Raw genomic sequence first — 15,780 nt, 5'->3', positions numbered from 1 at the left:
CATATCCTAAAGATAAAATCTTAAGAAATAAAATGAGTTATAACGAATATGAATAATATTAAAAAGCTAGTGATCGTTTCTGATGCTTGGCTACCGCAGGTAAACGGCGTGGTCACGACGCTGAGCCAACTGGTTGCACATTTAGAAAAAATGGCGATTGACGTTGAGGTGATTCACCCTTATGACTACCCTCACTTTGGCTTGCCTACCTACCGTGAAATTCCTATCGTATGGCGTGCCAAAACACTTGAACAACGCATTCTTGATTTTGATCCTGATGCGCTGCACATTGCAACCGAAGGCAGCCTGGGCTGGCGGGCACGTCAGCTCGCAATCAAACACCAACTGCCCTTTACCACCGCCTATCACACCAAATACCCAGAATATGTGCGTAAGCGTTTTCCTATTCCTGAAGACTGGACTTATCGTTTGCTGGCAAAATTTCATTACCCTTCAGAACGAACCTTTGTGCCTGCACAAGCGATGCTTACAGAACTGATTGCCAAAGGCTTTAACAACCTGATAATGATGAGCCGAGGCGTAGATCGTGACATATTTAACCCGAGTCAAGCCATCGACCTCCCCTTTCCAAAACCCATATTGCTGTATGTAGGTCGAATTGCGGTTGAAAAAAACCTTGACGCCTTCTTACAACTGCCTATCGCAGGCAGCAAATTATTAATTGGTGATGGCCCTGCAAAATCAAGCTTACAAAAGCATTACACCAACGCCCATTTTCTTGGTGTAAAAACGGGGCAAGAACTCGCGCAATATTATGCGAGTGCCGATGTAATGGTATTCCCTTCGCTAACCGACACCTTTGGTTTAGTGAACATAGAAGCTATGGCCTGTGGCACGCCCGTTGCCGCTTTCCCCGTCACCGGACCGATTGACATTATTACCCAGGGTTTGAATGGCGCGCTAAGTGATGATCTTGAAGATGCGGTTGAGCAAGCTCTGGAATTAGAGCGCGAATATATAGCGCCCAGCGTGGCACATTATGACTGGCAGGATGTAGCTCAACAGTTTTTAGATAACCTTGCCCCCATTAAATAAAAAAACTAAGAGTGGAATCGCTATGAAACAAACCATTGATACGATTATTGATCACCAAGAAGGTGATGAAGCCCTATCTAACGACTCCAAAAACGCTACATTAGATCAAATCATTGAACACAGATTAACACGCAGACAAGTGTTACAAGGTGCCCTTAGTAGCGCAATCCTGGGCTTTATTCCGCCAGCGTTTGCATTTAAAGAGCGTCCGGCGTTTTCGGCTCAGCGCTTAGGCTTTGAATCGGTTGCGATTTCCAGTGCGGATAAGGTGGTTGTGCCTAAGGGTTATCAAGTTCAAACACTGATACCGTTTGACAGCCCAATGCCCCACCCTACTAATAAGTCTTTAAAAATCGGCAGCCATCATGATGGTATGCATTTTTTTGCGCTGAATAACGCCTCCGATGAAGGTTTGCTGGTGCTTAACCATGAATACATTGAACCGCGTTTTATGCATTCGCACTATCACGGCGAACCCTTAACCGCTGGCGCAGTAAAACTCAACCAGCAAGGCCAACGTCCTCTGCATGAAGTCAAGGCTGAAATGGCCGCACATGGCGTATCTGTTGTTCATATCAAACGTCAACAAAATGGTGAATGGCAAACCGTTGAAGACAAACTCAACCGCCGTATTGACGCCACAACAATAATCGAACTCGCTGGGCCAGTTCGTGGTCACGACTCGGTGAAAACCGCCTTTAGTCCTGAAGGTACGCAAACACGCGGCACCCTGAACAACTGTGCCCACGGGGTAACCCCTTGGGGAACCTATTTAACCTGCGAAGAAAATTGGGCAGGTTATTTTTACAACCCGAGTGAACAACCAAAAGAACAAAGCCGTTATGGCGTGCGTAACAAAACGTCTAGCCGTTATGCCTGGGAAAAAGCCGAAAGCCATGATGGATTATACAAACGTTTCCATGCCGAACCCTTCGCCGATAAAGCCGAATTGGATTATCGCAATGAACCCAACACCTTTGGTTGGGTTGTTGAGATTAACCCGTTTAATCCTGAATCTGTTCCGGTCAAACGTACCGCACTGGGGCGCTTTGCTCATGAAGGCGTAGTATTTCAAAAGGCTGAAGCCGGCAAACCGGTGGTGTGCTATATGGGCGATGACGCGCGTTTTGAATACCTATACAAATACGTCAGCGACGAACCTTATCAACCCGGTCAGTCAGGGGGTGAACTCCTGGATAAGGGTACTTTGTACGTGGCGCGTTTCCATGAAACCGGAAAAGGCGAATGGCTTCCGTTGCGTTTTGGTCATGGTTTATTAAACCCGGCACACGGTTTTCATAGCCAAGCCGATGTGTTGGTCAATACCCGTTCAGCCGCAGATCGCGTGGGGGCAACCAAAATGGATCGCCCAGAATGGGGGGCGGTGCATCCGAGCAATGGCGAGGTTTATTTCACCCTAACCAATAACAACCGTCGCAGCGATGAACAAACCGATGCCGCCAACCCGCGCTCAAATAACCGCTGGGGGCATATTATTCGCTGGCGCGAATCTGAAAAACGCATCAATCAATTTGATTGGGATATCTTCTTGTTAGCCGGTGATGAAACCGATTCATCATTTGGCCAACAGCCACTGGATAAAACCAACAAATTCAATAGCCCCGACGGGCTGTGGTTTGACCAAGAAGGTCGGTTATGGATTCAAACGGACATGAGCGAATCGGTGCTTAATCAAGGGGATTGGTCGCAATTCGGTAACAATCAAATGCTCGCCTGTGATCCTGTCAGCCAAACCTTAAAACGCTTTTTAGTCGGACCCGTGGGGCAAGAAATTTCCGGAGTATGCAGCACACCGGACGGCAAAACCCTGTTTGTGAACGTGCAACATCCGGGCGCAACCACTCGCGCTGAAGACTTTGCGCAAGGCAAGTACACCAGTCATTGGCCGAATGGTCAAGGCGTACCCCGCTCGGCCACGCTGGTCATCAGCAAACAGGATCAAGGGATAATTGGAACCTAAAAAAAAAGATGACCACCCTATGCGTTACAGATACCTCACTAGACTAGGATATAACGATGGACGCAACCCTTTTAAACAGTTTATTTGATCAAGTATTACAACTTAGAAACGACGTGGTCAATCAAGCGGTATCAACCTTAGAAAACCCGATTTACAAAAATCAAGAACACTCAGCGCGCCGACTTAATCTAGCGCATTATTTAGCGTTACGCAGTGATGATTTGCGCCCATTGCAACAGGCGCTGTCTGAATTATCCATCTCCTCGCTTACCCACAGTGAATCCCATGTTTTAGCCAACCTGCAAGGGGTGCTTGATTTATTAGCCGAGCTTACCCATCAAGATTACAAACCTGAACCTGCCCAATCTGAACAAACCGCAAGCATCACGCTAGAGGCCAATACTCAAGAAATATTTGGCGGACACCCGCCGCATCGCAAAGCTCGAATTATGGCAACCTTACCAACGCAAGCCGCGTGGGATCATGATTTAATTCCAGCCTTGCTTCAGCAAGGTGTTAACTGCTTTAGAGTTAACTGTGCCCATGATAACGCTGAAATTTGGTTAAAAATGGTTAAACGGATTCGTGCGGCAGAGCAAAAACATAATTTGCACTGCAAAATCATGTTTGATTTGGCTGGGCATAAATTGCGCACCAATCCGGTGGTGCAAGGCAAGGCGGTTAGGCGAATTAAAACCCAAAAAGATGCGGTGGGGAGCCTAGTTCAATACGGTCAGCTTTGTTTTTATCCAGAAGAAATCAACCCGGAGGATATCAACTGTATCTCTCCACTCGTGCCCCTGCCAGGCCGTATTCATAAAGCACTCAAACCGGCTGATTGTTTCTTTTTTAAAGATGCACGCGGTAAACGCAGAGTCATCAAATTACTTGAAAAAAACCCGGATCACAGTTGGCAAGCCCTATCTGAACAAAGCTGTTATATCACCCCAGGACTGACTTTTGATTGGCAGCGTATTGATAAAAAAGGTCATCTAAAAAATCTCGATCAATTTACCCTGCCAAAATTTAAAGGCGAAGAGGCTGAAATTCGTGTGTTTAAAGGCGACGCTTTAATTCTCAGTGCCGAACAAAAATACTGCAGGCCGCCGCTTTATAACGATCAGGGTAAACTTGAAAGTCCGGTTGTTTTATCTATCGCGGTGCCTGAAGTGATTCAACAACTTAAAGTCGGTCATTCCATTTGGGTTGACGATGGCAAACTGGGCTGTGTCGTCGAACGCGTTACCGACAATAGTGCTCACCTGCGTGTCACGATTGCAGGCAGTGGCGGTGTCAAAATCAGATCCGATAAAGGGGTCAACTTCCCGGATACCGCACTGGATCTGCCGCCTTTAACGGAAAAAGATTTACAAGATTTGGATTTCATCTGTGAACATGGTGATATCGTGGCGTTTTCATTTGTTCAGCGACTAACTGATATGTTTGCGCTACAACAAGAGCTGATTAAGCGCAACCGCAAAAACTTGCCTGTAGTGGCGAAAATTGAAACTCGGCTTGGTGTGAAAAACCTAGATCAAATCTTGCTTGGCGCGGTAGATCAGCAGCCGATAGGTGTGATGATTGCCCGAGGCGATTTAGCAATAGAGATCGGCAGTGTCAAAATGGCTGAAATCCAAGAGGATATCCTATGTCTGTGTGAAGCCGCGCAGGTGCCGGTCATTTGGGCCACACAGGTTCTCGAAACCCTGAATAAAACCGGCGTAATTTCGCGCCCTGAAATCACCGATGCCGCGATGAGTGTGCGCGCAGAATGCGTGATGCTGAACAAAGGCGCTTACCTCCCCGAAACCGTTAAAGTTTTGGACTCGATTCTACAAAATATGGAACCGCGTCAACAAAAGCATCAGTTCTATCTTAATCAATGGTCGCTCTAATCTTGCGCCTCTTTCACAACTTGCTAGGAAGCTGACATGACGAATGAACAGATAGATTTAAAAACGAGTTTGCTGCACTACTTGCAAAACCATCTTGACCGCCGCTTTACCACCGCTGAAGACTATAATCGTGCGGTGGCTAAAGCCATTCGTGACTATTTAATGCCCGCTTGGCGTGAAACGCTAAGCCGCCAACATCACCAAGTTCAGCGCCATGCCTACTACTTATCAATGGAGTTTTTAATTGGACGTTCTCTGATTAATAACTTGCAAAACCTAGGTATCGAAGACGAAGTTAACCAAGCCTTTAACGAGTTGGGATTATCGTTAGAAGCGATTGAACAAGCTGAGGTGGATGCCGGCCTAGGCAATGGTGGCCTAGGGAGATTAGCCGCCTGCTTTATGGACAGCTGCGCCACTTTACAACTGCCGGTAACCGGATATGGCCTGCGTTATGAATATGGGTTATTTCGTCAAATGATTCAAAATGGTGAACAAATTGAAGCACCAGATTATTGGCTAGACTTTAATAACTACCCTTGGGAAGTCAACCGCAAAGAATATACCTGCAAAGTCAAGTTTGGTGGCGAATGTTGGTCACAAATTGACCCAGAAACAGGTCGGTTGTTACTGCATTGGCAAGCGGATGAGGAAGTACTCGCGGTACCTTTTGATGTGCCGATTGTCGGCTTTGACATCCTCCCCGCCCTGAACGGCGGGGATTCCTAAGTACCATTCGGCACTTCGGCGTTTTTACCTTATACGCAAGCGCTTTCGGTAAAAACGGGTTCCTGCTTCAAGGTCGAAACTAACGTTTCAACTCCACAGGCTAACACCCGATGTCCTCGGGCTAATACATTCAATGCACCGACAACATCGGCGTTTTCACTGTAACCACACTCAACACATTCAAATCGTGACTGGGTTAAGCGATTATCTTTACTTACGTGTCCGCAGCTAGGGCAGGTTTGCGAGGTGTGCTTGGGATTAACCTTTAACACCTCGCCACCTGACCAGTATTGCTTATACTCCAGCATTTGCACAAACATTCCCCATCCTTGGTCAAGGATAGATTTATTCAACGCTGACTTAGCTTTCACGTTTCGACCAGGCCTGGTTATATCGCCCTTAGCTGATTTCGACATGTTTCTTACTTTTAAATCCTCAACCACAATCATTGCGTGGTTTTTGCTGATTTCGGTTGAGGATTTGTGTAAGAAGTCTAAACGCGCATTGGCAATACGCTCATGCAGCCGTGTAATGATTTGTTTCTGCTTTTTCCAGTTAGCAGAGAAACGGACTTTTTTAGACAGCTTGCGCTGCTCAAAAGCCAGTTTCTTTGACAACTTACGAAAACTGTTTAAAGGCGATACGTATGAGCCATCTGACAAGGTTGCAAAACGGGTAATACCCATATCAATACCAACCATGCTGATTGAGCTATGACGCTTTATATCGGCCTCGTACTCAGTCTGAATCGACACATACCAATATTTTCCCTTGCAAGAAATCGTCATGTTTTTCACATCGCCGATAACTTGTCGGCTGTTGCGATACTTCACCCAACCGATTTTAGGTAAAAACACTTTGTTAGACGCTTGCTCCAGCTTAAATCCTTGTGGATAGCGAAAGCTATCACTCAAGCCTTTTTTCTTGAATCTTGGAATCCGTTTTAAAGGCTGTTTTTTATCAAAACCGTCTTTAAAAGCACGCTCAAGGCTTTTAAGCGTTTGCTGTAGCGGCTGAGAATGAACGGTTTTTAAAAAACCGTATTCATCAGATTGCTTCCACAAACCCAACCAAAACGCTAACTCGTTATACCACAGCATCGGTTGTTTATTTTCAAGCCGAGACAAGTTTAACGCTAACGCTTTATTCCACACAAACCGATTAGCACCAGCAAACTCAACCATCTTCTGCACTTGGTCAGAATTAGGATTGAGTCGGAATTTAAAGGCTTTGCGGATAGTTTGTTTCATGGTTATAATTGTACAAAAAGGAATTGGTCTATGCAAGTTAATAACGATGTAAGAACAGGAAGACACTGTGTTTTTAATCTTCATGTTCATTTGGTCTTTGTCACAAAATACCGCAGAGATGTATTTTCTGAACGGGTTTTAATAGAACTAGAAGAAATATTTAAAAATGTTTGTTTGGACTTTGAAGCGGAATTGGTTGAGTTTAACGGTGAACATGACCATGTACATCTTTTGATTAATTACCCGCCTAAAGTCGCTATTTCTAATTTGGTGAATAGTTTGAAAGGGGTTTCAAGCCGCCTTATTAGAAAGAAACATTACCCTGAAATTCAAAAAAAGCTTTGGGGAAATATGCTTTGGAGTCCGAGTTATTTTGCGGGTAGTTGTGGTGGTGCACCACTCTCGATTATTAAGCAATATATTGAACAACAGCAAAGACCGCATTAAACAGGCTTTGCCTGTTGCGCTTATATCCCCGACCTGAAGGACGGGGTTTTACGCGCTATTTGATAAAAACAATACCGTCAACACCCTAAGGCTGTGGGATGCCAACCCCACTGAAGCTTTTCGCTTAGCCGATTTCAATGCGGGTTCTTATTTTGAAGCGGTTGCCGCCAAAAACAGTGCCAAAAACATTACGATGGTACTCTATCCGAATGATGCCAACGAAAACGGTAAAGAACTGCGTTTGCGCCAACAATATTTTCTGGTATCCGCAAGCCTTCAAGATGTTTTAACCCATTGGGTTAAAAAGTACGGCAAAGACTTTAGTCAATTTGCTCAATCAAATGTTTTTCAACTCAATGACACCCACCCAAGTTTAGCAGTAGCGGAACTGATGCGATTGTTAATCGATGAACACCTGCTCGATTGGGACCAGGCCTGGTCGATCGTCAGCCAAACCATGGCGTATACCAATCACACGCTATTACCTGAAGCACTGGAAACCTGGCCTGTAACACTCATGCGCCAGCTACTCCCAAGGCCATTGGAAATTATTGAAGAAATTAACCGTCATTTTTTAGTCCAAGTCTCCTACAAATGGCCCGGAGACCTCGACAAACAACGCCAACTGTCAATTATTGATGGTTACCAACAGGTTCGCATGGCGCATCTGGCGATCATCGCCAGTTTTTCGGTTAACGGCGTCGCTCAACTCCACAGCGAACTGCTGAAAACAACGGTTTTTCCCTTGTTTTATCAGCTTTGGCCGAATAAATTCAATAATAAAACCAATGGCGTGACCCCTCGCCGCTGGATGGGTGCGGCTAACCCTGCCTTAAGTGCCCTGCTTAGCGAAACGCTTGGTGCAGATTGGTTAACCGACCTATCCCAGCTCAGTCGTCTAGAAGCCTATCAAAATGACAGCCAGTTCCTCGCACGTTGGCGAGAGATTAAACACCACAACAAACAACGCCTTGCCGACAGCATTGCCAAACAAACCGGTATTAAACTGGACACGACGGCTCTATTTGATGTGCAGGTCAAACGAATCCATGAATATAAACGCCAACTGCTTAACGTGCTGCATGTGATTCATCTTTACATTCAACTCAAAAAAGGAAACACCAAAAACTGGACGAATCGAGTGGTAATTTTCGGCGGCAAAGCCGCGCCGGGTTACTGGATGGCAAAACGCATTATTAAATTAATTAACAATGTGGCGCATATTGTCAATGTTGATAAAGATATTGGTGATCGACTAAAAGTGATTTTTTATCCCAACTATCGTGTGTCAGCGATGGAATTGATTTGCCCTGCCACCGATTTGTCTGAGCAAATTTCCACTGCAGGCAAAGAAGCCTCCGGCACCGGTAATATGAAGTTTATGATGAACGGTGCGGTCACCATCGGCACACTTGATGGCGCGAATATTGAAATACTCGATGCCGTCGGTCAGGATAATTTTTTTCTGTTCGGCCACAATGCCGAGCAAATAAAAGCCCTCTCTGAAAACTACAATCCGCAAAACATTATTGCACAAGACCCTGATTTACAAGCTATTTTTCATCTTTTAGAAGTGGGACATTTCAATATGTTTGAGCCGGGTTTGTTTACGCCGCTGATGGATGCTTTAAAAAACCCGGCTGATCCTTGGAAAACCCTTGCTGATTTTCGCAGTTATGTAGAAGCACAGAACCGTGCGGCTCAGGCTTACCAAGATAGCGAAAACTGGAGCAGAATGAGTTTACTCAACACCGCGCGTAGTTGTATTTTCTCAGCGGATAGAACCATCGAGCAATATAACCAAGAGATCTGGAAGTTAAAGCGGATTTTCTAATTAAATGACTTTTTATTTCCACATAGATTTAAACGTATAAAAAAAACCTGTCATAAAAGAGTCACCTTACCACGTTAATATGGCGGCTAATTAGACGATTTAATGAGAGATGGTGTGGGGTTTCTGTCCAACCAATCCTGCTCATTAAAATATTAATTTAGGTCATTCAGGATCAGTTTAATGAATATTGAATCAAACGTTCTCTATTTGTCAGGTTTAGAGAAACCATTTGAAAACAGAGCGCTAACATTAAAAAATGAACTGCAATTTATTTTTGACCATCATTTGGTAACGCCGCTTTTTCAACCGATTGTTGACCTTAAAAACCGTAGAGTATTTGCCCATGAAGCATTGATACGTGGGCCGGATAATTCAGCCTTGCATCATCCACTAAAACTGTTTGAAGCAGCCGACCAATGTGGCATGTTATTCGAAATGGATTGGTTAGCACGCAGTGTTGCGATTAATGAATTTCAACATCAACAGGCCGATGATTTTTTATTTATCAATGTCACCGTCAATTCGTTAATGACTGAAAATCATCGCCAAGGCATGACATTAGATTGCCTTGAAAACTCAGGATTACCGCTAAACCGTGTGGTCATTGAGATTACCGAGCTTCAACCCGTTCATAATTTCAAACTGTTTATCGATTCAGTTAACCACTATCGTCAAATGGGCTTTAAAGTCGCGCTTGATGATCTGGGGGGTGGTTATAACGGCTTACGTCTTTGGTCTGAATTACGCCCTGACTTTGTGAAAATTGACAAGCATTTTATAACTGGAATTTCGCAAGATACTGAAAAACGTCACTTTTTACAAACGATCAAAGTCCTTGCTGAAGGCTTGGACACACAGCTGATTGCCGAAGGGATTGAAACTCTTGAGGACTTAAAAGCGGTAGAACAGATTGGTATCAATTTTGTGCAGGGTTATTTTTTCCGACGACCTGAAAAAATAATATCAGACCAACTTTATTACCAATGGCAGGACCATCCAATCCAGCCTAAACAAGCGAAAATGAACTTAACAGACTTATCTACGCTATTACTGACCCTAGAGAGTGTTGAATCCAGCACTTCAGTAAAATACGTTGCCAATCTATTTTTAAATCAACAAGAGCTTGATTTTATTCCTATAGTCAATAAAGGCAAGGTGCAAGGCATGATTTGGCGACGCGAGTTAATGGACAAGTTAGCACGGCGTTATGGTCAAGAACTTCATCACCGAAAATCGATTGCTTACTTAATGGATCCAGCGCCAATTATTGTTGAGGTTACAACACCGGTAGAAAATTTAAGCCGACAAATTACTGACGGTAACCATCATCAAAATGGAGATGCGTTTATCATCACTCAAAATGGCAATTATCTTGGTTGTGGTCGCTTTATTGACCTGCTACGTTTAATTACTGATTTAAAAGTTCAAAACGCACAATACGCCAACCCCTTATCCGGCTTACCCGGCAATGTTCCCATTCAACGATATCTGCAAGAACAGCTCGATCTTCGTCAAGGTTTTAGCGTTATTTATGTTGATGCGGATCATTTCAAACCCTACAACGATTTTTACAGCTACGACCAAGGTGATGAAATCATCAAACAACTTTCTCAAATTCTGCGAATAGCCTGTGAGAAAACCCAAAGCTTTATCGGCCATATTGGGGGTGACGACTTTATGATCATCATTGAAAATACAGAAGATTATCAGGAAATCTGCCAAAGCATCTTAAACCAGTTCAACCAAGTCATTAGAGATTTTTACCACCCTGAAGATTTAGAACAAGGCGGTATTATGACCACAAATCGGCAAGGCCATGCTGAGTTTTTTCCGATGATGAGTTTATCGCTTGGCGTTTTAGTGGTGCCACCAGGCCTGGTCGCCCATAAACAAAAAATAGCTGGCCTAGCGACTAAAGCTAAAAAACAAGCCAAACAAGCCGGTGGCAACACTTGGTCAGTGATTAAGGCGGAGCAAGATAACCTCCCTGCTATTCAAAATTCTAAAAACGGAGTTAAGTGATGAATCTTTTTAATCATCTGACGATTAAAGCACGCCTCGTGCTAAACCTAGTTTTGGGCTTGTTATTTGTTGGTTTGGCGAGTTTTAGTGGCTGGTTTGCCTCGACCTCTACCTCACAAAAATCATCATACATTAACCATCAACAGCAAACGATCACCTACCAAGTGGCTGATTTCCATAAACAGTTTATTACAACCTTGCAACAGTCCAATACCTACACCCTCACCGGTGATACCCGTGAAGGAGAACGTTTTAATCTTCTTATAGATCAACAAATTGAAGCACTCAAAACACTTTTAATTTCACTTGGCGCAGAGGTCGAAAACAACAACACCTCCGGACATTTATCTCTAGTCGAGGTTTTGAATTCAGAGCATGAATCTTTAATCAATTCTTTGATTGTAATAGACAGTGATTTACGCATGCTTAAAAACGCCACGAACTCAAGTGTGTTTATGACAAACCGTATCAATGATTTAATTGAATTTGGAATCAGCCGAAGCGTCAACACCATGAGAGATAACCTAATCGAGTTAGAAGCACTTACTCAAACTAAACCTGAATTAATAGAGCCAATCACCCAAATCAGAACCCGCCTCGCTGCATCGCAGTTAATTGTCGCAAATATGATTGCGATGAAAGACATTACGATGAAAAAAGAGTTTGACGAACGAGGCTTGGGATTTGCGGCAATGCCGCTTATTCAGCAGGTTCAAGACAGCCTTCAAGGTGACTTTTTTAATCGACAGGTTGCTCAAAGTTTAGAACAAGCATACGGAGATTACTTTGATGCGTTTGGTGATATTCGCGATACGCTGATGACGATGACGCAAAATAACGCCAGCCTAGCTGGCTTATCAGAACGAAGTAATATGACATTACTAGCCATTATGTCAGACCTACAGAATCAGACTATCCAATCATTAAATGCGCTAGAAGCCTTCAGCCAGCAACAAGCAAATACCTTAATCATACTTGGGACTTTAGGCTTTATAATACTTTTAATATTTAATCTAATCATAAGTCAATCCATCGTCAGCCCACTCAAAAAAATGCATGAACAACTCCTAAACGTCGCTCAGTCAGGTAAGGTTAAAAGCTGGCATAGCTTAGAAGGTAAACACGAACTCGCCGATATGAGCCGAGCGCAAGAAGCCTTGCTGGCAGCAGTATCGGCTGCATTGAATGAAGTGGATCAAGTCAGCCATGCGCTGGCGCAAGGTGATATAACACAGCGAATGTCGACGAACTATAACGGTGATCTGTTGCATCTAAGCGAGGCGTTTAACCAAAGCTTGCAAAGTGTTGAAAACACCCTAGAAGAAATAAACTTCGGCAGTATTGCACTTGCTCAAGGCGAACTCAACACACAGCTTAACCCGCAGAAGCATCGAGGGCAATTCCAAGCCGTTTTACAATCTATGAGCCATGCCCTTAGTGTACAGCAAGAGGCGATTAATGACGTGCGCCGCGTAACACACGCAATGCGAACCGGCGAATTTAGCCAACGGGTTGAAATAAATATGCCGGGCGATCTGCATAATCTTAAACGCTATTTAAATGAATCGCTTGAGCGTTTAGAAGATGCCATTAACAATAAAGCCCTATCGCTGCAAGCTTTTAGCCAGGGCGATTTTTCATATCAAACCCAGCATAAATTTGAAGGGAAGTTACAAGAGTTGAATAATCACATGGGCAATATGGCACAAAGCATCAGCCATATGCTAGAGGATGTCAAGCACGCTACCGACCATGCCGTACACGGGATTAAGGAAATCAGCACGGGTAACCAAGACCTCAACGAACGAGTACAAAAACAGGCCATAGCCCTGCAAAGCACCAGCGCGAATATGTCGGTGATGATGGGATCGATTCGCGACACACTTCATGAATCACAACAAGTCACTCAAACCACTGACCAGGTTCAACAAGATTCAGCATCAGGTCTGCTGATTGTTGAACAGATGGTTGAAGCCATGCAAGGCATTCAAACCTCAAGCCAAGAAATCGCGCAAATAACCAGTTTAATCGACAGCATTGCCTTCCAAACCAACCTGTTAGCCCTTAACGCGGCGGTTGAAGCCGCACGTGCAGGCGAAGCAGGTCGAGGTTTTGCAGTGGTGGCCAGCGAAGTTCGGAACCTTGCCCAGCGTTCAGCTGAAGCGGCACACCAAATCCGCAGTGTGATTGACACAACTATGGAAAGCATTCAACAAGGCATGACGCTGAGCGAACAAACCCAGGCAGTGTTTGAACAAAATACCGCGTCAATTGAACGCGTAGCCAAAATGATTATTAAGATGAACAGAAGCCTTGAACAACAGAGTAAAGGCATTCATGAGGTCACTGATGCCCTCAGTGATATAGACCAGGCTACTCAGCAAAATGCCGCGCTGGTTGAACAAATTGCCACGACCTCCACCCATATCATTGAAGAGGTATTGGGGCTAGAACATAAAGTCAGTGGATTCAAGCTGCGCAATAATCGAAAAATAAACGCTGCATAACCTTAACTCAACAATCAGGCCTGCTTGTTGAGTTAGCGCCAAAAGTTGGCTATAAAAAAACCTCAATAGATAAATTCTATTGAGGTTTTAAAGCATCGCGAGACTCTACTAGCTAAACCCAGCTTATTTAAGCTAAGTTTATTCCGCTTTCGTAGTATAGGTTAAACCGTCTTTATCGGTATAGTTCTGGGTACTATACTCAGAATAAGGCAACTTAGAAACACGGTTGTTAGCTTGAGCCTCAACATAATCAACAAATGATTGCGCATAATCTAAGAAGGTATCAACCCTTAACTCGCCTTGGATTTCTGTGAAAGTGGTATAACCGTCACGTCCTGCGGCTATAAAGTCATTCGTGACTACAACATAAGATGCGCTAGCGTTCAACGCAGTCCAGTTGGCATCGTCACGCCCTTTAAACTCAAGATTGCTGATACGAGCGCCTTTTTCTTGGCTAAGATCAACATCCCAGCGCAAGCCAGCCGCATAAGGATACGCACCATCAGAACCGCCCACTTTAATTGCGTTATCAACCGCGTCCTCTAGTACGCGACGAATTTGATCACCCGTCATGGTTAACTCAACCAGCGTATTGGAGAAAGGCAATAGGGTGTAAGCGGTGCCAATGGTTAAATCGCCTGCTGGAACTTCAATACGAACACCACCGGCATTCTGAATTGCAATATCAGAACGCTTAGCCATTTCACGGAAAGCATGCGCCACGAGCATTTGAATATCACCCCCGTGTGGTAGTTTTTCAGCCGCTGTACAAAGTGTGCCACGGTTATCACCTGGAATACGAGCAATACACAGATTATCAGTGGTTTCCCCTATTTTAGTTTGCTTTAATATGTCTACTTGATCACTAAAGCCGGTTAAAACATTTCTTGCTGTTTGATCTTCTGCTTGAGCACGTACCTGTGGAATAGCTGCGAGTGTTGCAAGAATACTAGCTTGTTTTTCTGCCGAAACCTGTTCACCGCCCTGTCTGAAAGGCCCATCTACCAATAAATGCGGCGTGCCCTCACAAGATTCAACGCGACCCTGCGCATCAAAAGACACATTCAACTCACCCACTAGCTTGGCATTATCCCAAGCTTGCACCACACACACCTTACTACCGGCTGCATCTTGTGTAATGGTTGGGTAATCCCCGCCTGAATTTAAACCTAACGAATTAAAGTCACCCAACAAAGTATGAGAATCTCCTCCTACGATAATATCAACACCCGTGAGTTGACTCGCCATCGAAACATCATTATTAAACTGATAATGGGTTAAAAGAATGATTTTGTTGACCCCTTGCGCTTCCAGTTCATTAATCATCGCTTGCGCTGTTTCAACCTCATCTAAAAATACAGTCGTGCTGGCCGGACTCGATGAATTCTGTGTTTTATCTTTAATATCAATCCCGATGATCCCGACTTTTTCACCGTTAAACTCTTTGATGACATAGGGCTTTATAATTTCATTTTCAGCATTAGGTGCCAGCACCGTTCCTACTTGAGGTTTAACGTTAGCGCCCAAAATCGGAGTTGCCGGACACGTATCCGAAGCATGCAAATAATCAATAAACTCTTTTAAACCTTCATCACCGCCATCAAATTCATGGTTACCTAAAGCAAAGGCATCAAAACAGACCTGGTTCATCATCGCCGCATCCGCTTCCCCCTTAAATAGCGTGTAATAAAGCGTGCCAGTGATCGCATCGCCCGCATGAAGCTTTAAAACGTGCCCCGAAGCATTAGTTTCTAATTCTTTAAAAGCCCCAACAACTCGAGGGAAGCCACCCATTGTCATAGCCACTTGTTCATCATTTAACGTTAAGGTAACAGAGGTTGGATCCAGGTTAGAGTGATGGTCATTCATATGCAGCAATGTCAAGTTAATCGGCGAACCTGTTGTTTCCGCTTGCTGTTTATTGTCACTGCTACTATCTAAACAGCCAGTAAGGGCTACAGAAGAACCAAAAAATAAAGCTAAGGTCAGTTTTTTAAGTTTCATAGGGAGTATCCTAAATGGGTTGTAAAAAACCTTAGTTTAGAGAAGATAGGTTACG

Annotated in this window: 9 protein-coding genes and 1 pseudogene; 8 read left to right on the top strand and 2 right to left on the bottom strand. The window is 44.2% G+C overall.

The window, feature by feature from the left end:
- Positions 1–48: 48 nt before the first annotated feature.
- The 4 genes from JX580_RS04415 to JX580_RS04400 are packed head-to-tail and all read left to right on the top strand — an operon-like array spanning position 49 to position 5,661.
- Positions 49–1,056, top strand: a complete 1,008-nt coding sequence (locus tag JX580_RS04415) for a glycosyltransferase family 4 protein (RefSeq protein WP_248851596.1) — start codon at positions 49–51, stop codon at positions 1,054–1,056.
- Between the two features lie 22 nt (positions 1,057–1,078).
- A complete protein-coding gene (locus JX580_RS04410) occupies positions 1,079–3,037 on the top strand; it encodes a PhoX family protein (RefSeq protein ID WP_248851595.1) in 1,959 nt (652 codons plus the stop codon).
- Positions 3,038–3,093: 56 nt separating this feature from the next.
- Positions 3,094–4,932, top strand: a complete 1,839-nt coding sequence (locus tag JX580_RS04405; RefSeq protein ID WP_248851594.1) for a pyruvate kinase — start codon at positions 3,094–3,096, stop codon at positions 4,930–4,932.
- Positions 4,933–4,968: 36 nt separating this feature from the next.
- Positions 4,969–5,661 carry a glycogen/starch/alpha-glucan phosphorylase gene (locus JX580_RS04400; protein ID WP_248851593.1) on the top strand — a complete coding sequence of 231 codons (693 nt, stop codon included), beginning with the start codon at positions 4,969–4,971 and terminating at the stop codon, positions 5,659–5,661.
- Positions 5,662–5,690: 29 nt separating this feature from the next.
- Here the strand turns inward: JX580_RS04400 and JX580_RS04395 are convergent, their stop codons facing one another.
- Entirely contained in the window at positions 5,691–6,911 is a 1,221-nt protein-coding gene (locus JX580_RS04395) for an RNA-guided endonuclease InsQ/TnpB family protein (protein ID WP_248851592.1), read from the bottom strand.
- A 30-nt stretch (positions 6,912–6,941) separates the two neighbouring features.
- Here JX580_RS04395 and tnpA point away from each other — a divergent pair, with 30 nt between their 5' ends.
- From tnpA to JX580_RS04375, 4 genes and pseudogenes are all read left to right on the top strand, one after another.
- Positions 6,942–7,358 (top strand): IS200/IS605 family transposase, encoded by a 417-nt coding sequence (gene tnpA / locus JX580_RS04390; RefSeq protein ID WP_248851591.1) that lies wholly within the window; start codon positions 6,942–6,944, stop codon positions 7,356–7,358.
- Positions 7,359–7,422: 64 nt separating this feature from the next.
- Positions 7,423–9,192: pseudogene (locus tag JX580_RS04385) on the top strand (glycogen/starch/alpha-glucan phosphorylase); the annotation flags it as partial.
- 180 nt (positions 9,193–9,372) lie between these two features.
- Positions 9,373–11,214: a GGDEF domain-containing protein gene (locus tag JX580_RS04380; protein WP_248851590.1), complete on the top strand. Its 1,842-nt coding sequence runs from the start codon at positions 9,373–9,375 to the stop codon at positions 11,212–11,214.
- Positions 11,214–13,721, top strand: a complete 2,508-nt coding sequence (locus JX580_RS04375; RefSeq protein ID WP_248851589.1) for a methyl-accepting chemotaxis protein — start codon at positions 11,214–11,216, stop codon at positions 13,719–13,721. The genes JX580_RS04380 and JX580_RS04375 overlap by 1 nt, the downstream gene beginning before the upstream one ends.
- Positions 13,722–13,859: 138 nt before the next feature.
- On the opposite strand, the gene JX580_RS04370 is transcribed toward JX580_RS04375, so the two are convergent.
- Positions 13,860–15,725: a 5'-nucleotidase C-terminal domain-containing protein gene (locus JX580_RS04370; protein ID WP_248851588.1), complete on the bottom strand. Its 1,866-nt coding sequence runs from the start codon at positions 15,723–15,725 to the stop codon at positions 13,860–13,862.
- Positions 15,726–15,780 lie beyond the last annotated feature (55 nt).

Origin of the sequence: Thiomicrospira microaerophila (assembly GCF_023278225.1) — a bacterium.
GTDB lineage: Bacteria > Pseudomonadota > Gammaproteobacteria > Thiomicrospirales > Thiomicrospiraceae > Thiomicrospira > Thiomicrospira microaerophila_A.
This window is presented reverse-complemented; position numbering and strand designations above follow the sequence as displayed.

Bases quoted from the DNA above. Each gene is read 5' to 3' on its own strand.
- JX580_RS04410 (WP_248851595.1), top strand. From the start codon at position 1,079: ATGAAACAAACCATTGATACGATTATTGATCACCAAGAAGGTGATGAA.
- JX580_RS04370 (WP_248851588.1), bottom strand. From the start codon at position 15,725: ATGAAACTTAAAAAACTGACCTTAGCTTTATTTTTTGGTTCTTCTGTA.
- JX580_RS04415 (WP_248851596.1), top strand. From the start codon at position 49: ATGAATAATATTAAAAAGCTAGTGATCGTTTCTGATGCTTGGCTACCG.
- JX580_RS04405 (WP_248851594.1), top strand. From the start codon at position 3,094: ATGGACGCAACCCTTTTAAACAGTTTATTTGATCAAGTATTACAACTT.
- tnpA (WP_248851591.1), top strand. From the start codon at position 6,942: ATGCAAGTTAATAACGATGTAAGAACAGGAAGACACTGTGTTTTTAAT.
- JX580_RS04395 (WP_248851592.1), bottom strand. From the start codon at position 6,911: ATGAAACAAACTATCCGCAAAGCCTTTAAATTCCGACTCAATCCTAAT.
- JX580_RS04400 (WP_248851593.1), top strand. From the start codon at position 4,969: ATGACGAATGAACAGATAGATTTAAAAACGAGTTTGCTGCACTACTTG.
- JX580_RS04375 (WP_248851589.1), top strand. From the start codon at position 11,214: ATGAATCTTTTTAATCATCTGACGATTAAAGCACGCCTCGTGCTAAAC.
- JX580_RS04380 (WP_248851590.1), top strand. From the start codon at position 9,373: ATGAATATTGAATCAAACGTTCTCTATTTGTCAGGTTTAGAGAAACCA.